This is a genomic window from Microcystis sp. M49636_WE2 (genome assembly GCF_030065375.1).
Taxonomy (GTDB): domain Bacteria; phylum Cyanobacteriota; class Cyanobacteriia; order Cyanobacteriales; family Microcystaceae; genus Microcystis; species Microcystis aeruginosa_C.
In genome coordinates this window covers 1-4,431 of the sequence record NZ_JASJFG010000754.1, presented here as the reverse complement: position 1 = coordinate 4,431, position 4,431 = coordinate 1, and the positions used below count along the sequence as shown (strand labels likewise).

Genomic DNA, 4,431 nt, shown 5'->3' with positions numbered 1-4,431 from the left:
TGCCCTTTTTCTTGCTGTTGCCCAAGGGCGCCGGCAGTTGCAAAAGCTGCATCGAATTCCCTGTAGTCGCTGTGTTTTTTGTACCGGAGATTATCGCTTGAAATGTGCGGTGCATCCAATGCGTGCCTTTTCGGAAGAGGCGATCGATTGTCGGGATTTTGAGCCAGAAACTCAGGAAAATCCCGTTAATTCGCTGCCCTTGCTGACGGTAACTTTTTACTGGCTATGGAGTATATCTAAGCAGAGTATAGTTAGTCTAAAAAATAGGGGGGATGATTACGAACTCAATCCTTAATATACATGGCTTATAGATATTGACACAAAATCAAAAAAGGATGCTAGGCTAAAGGAGTCAGGTAAATTGTCCAGAAATGGAGCGTGAATTATGTCAGGAAGAGGTGGATGGCGCGGCGGCGCAGGACGTAAGAGAGCATGGCAAAATGGAGAAACTCAGACTATTCGGGTTCCCATTGCCCTTAAAGACCAAATACTCAACCTTAGTCAGCAATTAGACCAAGGACAGACATTTTTTCCCAGAGACTTGCGGCTATTGCTAGAGGAAATTCTCGCCGAGTGGGAAGTTAAATGTCAGGAGAACAATAGCGCAGAATGGCAACCAGTGCGTCAACTGTTAGCAGAAATAGAAGCACTACTCGCTCAAGAAACAGAGTGCGAGAGAGGACACAGGAGAGGAAACGGTCATTGTGGAGGTTCTCGGCATCTCTACTGAAATCTTTTGAGTAGTCCCTTAAGGTAAAGTTGCTGTCGTCAAGAATCAGCACGCTTCTCTAAATACTGCCTATTGAGTTTTTGCTGCGTTGGTGGTCATGCCGATGCCTTGATAAAAGCTCCTATCCCCCAGTCTATCATCTGGTTGATGCGAGGCAATCTTCCCCTGTGTATCGCTAGTTAGGGAGAAAAATGTAAATATTTATTAAATTGTAGCGTAGAATACAGTGCGGAGAGAAGTGTAAATACGATTTCAAGTCGCAATTGGTTTTGGGTTATGTGATCGCACTAGCTAACACGACTCATAATAACCTCTTTATCCTCAATCCCATCGGCATGAATTTCCTGACTGCCCAGTTGTTGAAACTCCCCTAGTAACTGAAAAAAACGCTCAAATCCTTGCTTTTCATCTGGGCAATAGAGCAGGATAATTTTAGCCCAAGCATTAGATGTATGGAGATTGTATTTCTTTTCAACAAACTGATGAAACTCTTGATAAAATCTCATCTCTTCTACCGTCGGTTCAATTCCTAGCTCCCGCCTAGCAGTTTTATAACCTGCTAAAAACATAAACAAATCCGACACGGAAGGACGACCAATATACAGTCCAGGTCTAGCTTTAATCTTGGCTAAAATCTCAAACAATCCGCCTTTCACTTCCATGTTTACCATTCTCTCCTTTCAGTAATTATAAATTCTTCACTTTGACAATGAAAATCTTTCAGCCAATCCTCTCGTATCATCCCTTTAGGAGAAAGATTATCAAACACTCTTCCTCTCACTTCTACCCCATAGTGTTTTCCATTAATCGTAATTGATTCATCATTTCCTAGGCGATCGCTTATGATATAATCTTCATCATGATAGCGCGTTTTCAGTTCGATCACTTTCCCCTCAATTTCGTTGTCTGTTAGCCACTGCATTACTGCCCTAGCACATTCATAACATTGATAAAGCTCAAATTTACTGACAATCTTGCCAATTTCTTGATAAATTTGGGAATCTGTTAACTTAACCACTCTCTCACTCCAAAATGAAAGCTGGTATCCCTAGTTTATCAGCCAGTTGGAGCTTAATCGGTTTAGGGATGAAGGCAAGGGATAGTTAGGAAAAGAAATCTAAAGACTATATTAAATTGTAGCGTAAAATACAGTACGGGGGTAGTTTGTAATTTGGTTTCAAATCGCTATTAACAGAGTATGTAAATTAGACATCGACCTAATATTATCTAAAGACTAAAAGTTTTTCTAGTTAAGAATTTTAACCAAATAAAAATGATTTTAATTGCCCCATATTTTTTCAGTTAAATTGAATTAGCAACGATAGATGTACATTTCAGTTATCGAACTATTTGATTAGTACAAGATGAAAAGATAGGCTGTAACTAGGTTATCGCTCTTGGAGATGTCTAACAAACTTTAATCTAAGTTAAGGGCGATCGCACCTAATAAAAAAATGACCGCCCCATTCATAGTAAGCCCTTTAGGACTGATTATGGCTAAAGCCATTACTACAAAAAAAAGAGCGATCACTTTATTTGGATAAGCATAAGACATAAATTCCATAGGCTATTATAATAATAGTTATAATAATGGCTCTCCTAGACTGGTTATAGCAAATGAGTAGTTTAAAGGTGCCTAACCTTTTAAAAAACAGGTAATCAAACAAAATAAAAAGTCTTTTTCATAAAATTGCTTTTTTTGAATACCTGTAGTTCTTATTTATAATCGATTGCACGGATTATTTTTTGCTAATATATCATAACTACTCTAGAATATCCGCCAATTGGAATAGGTAACGAACTTACAATATATTGTATTCCTTGTTTAGCCACATCTTGAACAATATTAGGATCTTCTCGTTTTCTCGTTTCTGTGTGGGGAGAAGAAGAATAGGGATAATTTTCCATAAATATAGTCTTCAAAGCTTTGCCTAGCAAGACTCTTGCGAATGATAAGCACTGATTATTACACAAAGTCGAGAAGATCCAATATCATTTTCAATTATCGTTGTATATATTCCATATATAATTTGGAAAAACCTTACAAGGTAACGTACTTGGATTAACTATAAAAATCCCTTCTTCATTTAAGGACTTATATACAAGTTCAGCAAGGTCTGACAATTGTTCTGGTGTAGCTTCCTTATGCACAAGAGAAGAAACTTGTCCAGATGCTTCAGGAATGACTAAAGAAGCCTGTTCTTCACATACATCAGTATCTGTCCGATGTGACAAAATTCTTACCGAAACAATGTGTGGAAATAAAGCTCTATCAATGTATACATAAAATTGAACATCGATTCCTCCATCTGTCTTTTCTTTAGCAGTTTGATAAAGGTCAGCTTCTCCTTCAGGAGGCAGATAATCTTTTAGTTTTTCAAAATAATTTACTGAAGATGTCGATGGTGGTGTTTTTGTCTGATTTGGAAAATTATTACTACCTGTTGATGTCGATGGTGGTGTTTTTGTCTGATTTGGGAAATTATTACTACCTGTTGATTTTTCTGAAGATTTAGAAGATTGAGATTCTGTATTGTAGTTTATTGTACAAGAAACCAACCATAAACTAAAAAACGATAAGATTAAAAATCTGACCATAAGTTACAATGTTTACAAATATTATTTTGTTTGAAGCATAAATATCAGAGCTTATATGTCAATATCATTAAGAATATAATTAGGGATTGTTATAATAGTAAAATGGACTACCCGTTTGAGCATTTTCTCGTAATCTTTGCAATTCAATCTGATGATTTAATCTTTTCATTTCCATTACTAAGTGGTGATTAGAGCGTGTCAAATCATCACTGGGATTGCTCGGCATAATTGCTGTCTGCGGGGGAAGAGATGGTGTTTGTAAAAATGAGCGAATATATTGCATTTGTTCTGACGTGAGTTCAGGAAGTATAGAGAGTATTTCTTCATCCGTGAGTGTTGAAAGCTTTTGAAGAGCTTCTATTTCTTCTGGTGTCAGTGCGAACTGTGCATAATTCGAGTCATTAGATAATTGTGAGTGATCAGATTCAGGTTCACTAACTCCTACTGGATTTGTCTTATAAGAAGGTTCAGGTTCAGTAACTACGGGTGAGGGAGGAGCATAAGGTTCATAATTGCTATAGCTTTGTGTCCCGCATCCAAGTAGAATAAGACTTGACAGAAAAGTTAATAGAACAACTTTTGCTTCTCTCAATTGGGTTTTAGGGTTAATCAATTTATCTACCTTGGTTGTCAGAGTAGGTTTTGATGCCATAGATAAAGTTGTTCTGGTCATGTTTTTTGGCTCCCATTGAGCTAACAAAAAACTTCTACTTTAAATTTGTAGTTGTTTTTGGTATTGTTCTGTCAGCTTAACAGAGGTTTTTTTCAACCACCACCAGATTTGACCTGACGCTTTGTAAAGAAATATTAAGACAATGCCAGAAATGACTTGATCTTGTTTTATGACAACTGACCTATAATATAGGTAACAACTTATTCACTTTCATACCATGAAGGATAGTTTACACTTGTTGCGTTTTATCGAAGATTTATTGATAGAGGAAGATGGGCAAAGTCTTAGTGATATTCAGCGACACATTATTGAAGAGTTATTAAACGGCAAAACCTATAAAGAAATTGCAGATAGTTATGGTTATGATGAGAAACATATTGGCGATGTGAGTAGAAATAAAATATTTAAGGTTTTATCTAAGCAATTAGGA

General features: G+C 36.7%; 8 protein-coding genes. 3 read left to right on the top strand and 5 right to left on the bottom strand.

Going from position 1 to position 4,431, the window contains the following annotated elements:
* The coding region (locus PX484_RS17285; protein WP_288104909.1) for a hypothetical protein at positions 1-295 on the top strand (295 nt) is incomplete at its 5' end.
* 90 nt (positions 296-385) lie between these two features.
* Positions 386-730 carry a hypothetical protein gene (locus PX484_RS17280; RefSeq protein WP_002742247.1) on the top strand — a complete coding sequence of 115 codons (345 nt, stop codon included), beginning with the start codon at positions 386-388 and terminating at the stop codon, positions 728-730.
* A 287-nt stretch (positions 731-1,017) separates the two neighbouring features.
* Here PX484_RS17280 and PX484_RS17275 read toward each other — a convergent pair whose 3' ends face one another.
* From PX484_RS17275 to PX484_RS17255, 5 genes are all read right to left on the bottom strand, one after another.
* Positions 1,018-1,392, bottom strand: a complete 375-nt coding sequence (locus PX484_RS17275) for a hypothetical protein (RefSeq protein WP_002742245.1) — start codon at positions 1,390-1,392, stop codon at positions 1,018-1,020.
* Between the two features lie 2 nt (positions 1,393-1,394).
* On the bottom strand, positions 1,395-1,748 hold the full coding sequence (locus tag PX484_RS17270) for a papain fold toxin domain-containing protein (protein WP_002742244.1): 354 nt from the start codon (positions 1,746-1,748) through the stop codon (positions 1,395-1,397).
* 399 nt (positions 1,749-2,147) lie between these two features.
* Positions 2,148-2,285 carry a hypothetical protein gene (locus PX484_RS17265; RefSeq protein ID WP_288104907.1) on the bottom strand — a complete coding sequence of 46 codons (138 nt, stop codon included), beginning with the start codon at positions 2,283-2,285 and terminating at the stop codon, positions 2,148-2,150.
* Between the two features lie 443 nt (positions 2,286-2,728).
* The gene (locus PX484_RS17260; protein ID WP_287765410.1) at positions 2,729-3,328 is read right to left on the bottom strand and encodes a hypothetical protein; all 600 of its coding nucleotides are present in this window, start codon (positions 3,326-3,328) and stop codon (positions 2,729-2,731) included.
* Between the two features lie 79 nt (positions 3,329-3,407).
* Positions 3,408-4,001 carry a hypothetical protein gene (locus tag PX484_RS17255; RefSeq protein ID WP_287765407.1) on the bottom strand — a complete coding sequence of 198 codons (594 nt, stop codon included), beginning with the start codon at positions 3,999-4,001 and terminating at the stop codon, positions 3,408-3,410.
* Positions 4,002-4,218: 217 nt separating this feature from the next.
* Here PX484_RS17255 and PX484_RS17250 point away from each other — a divergent pair.
* Positions 4,219-4,431 (top strand): helix-turn-helix domain-containing protein (locus tag PX484_RS17250; RefSeq protein ID WP_502882761.1); only part of this gene is annotated, 213 nt, incomplete at its 3' end.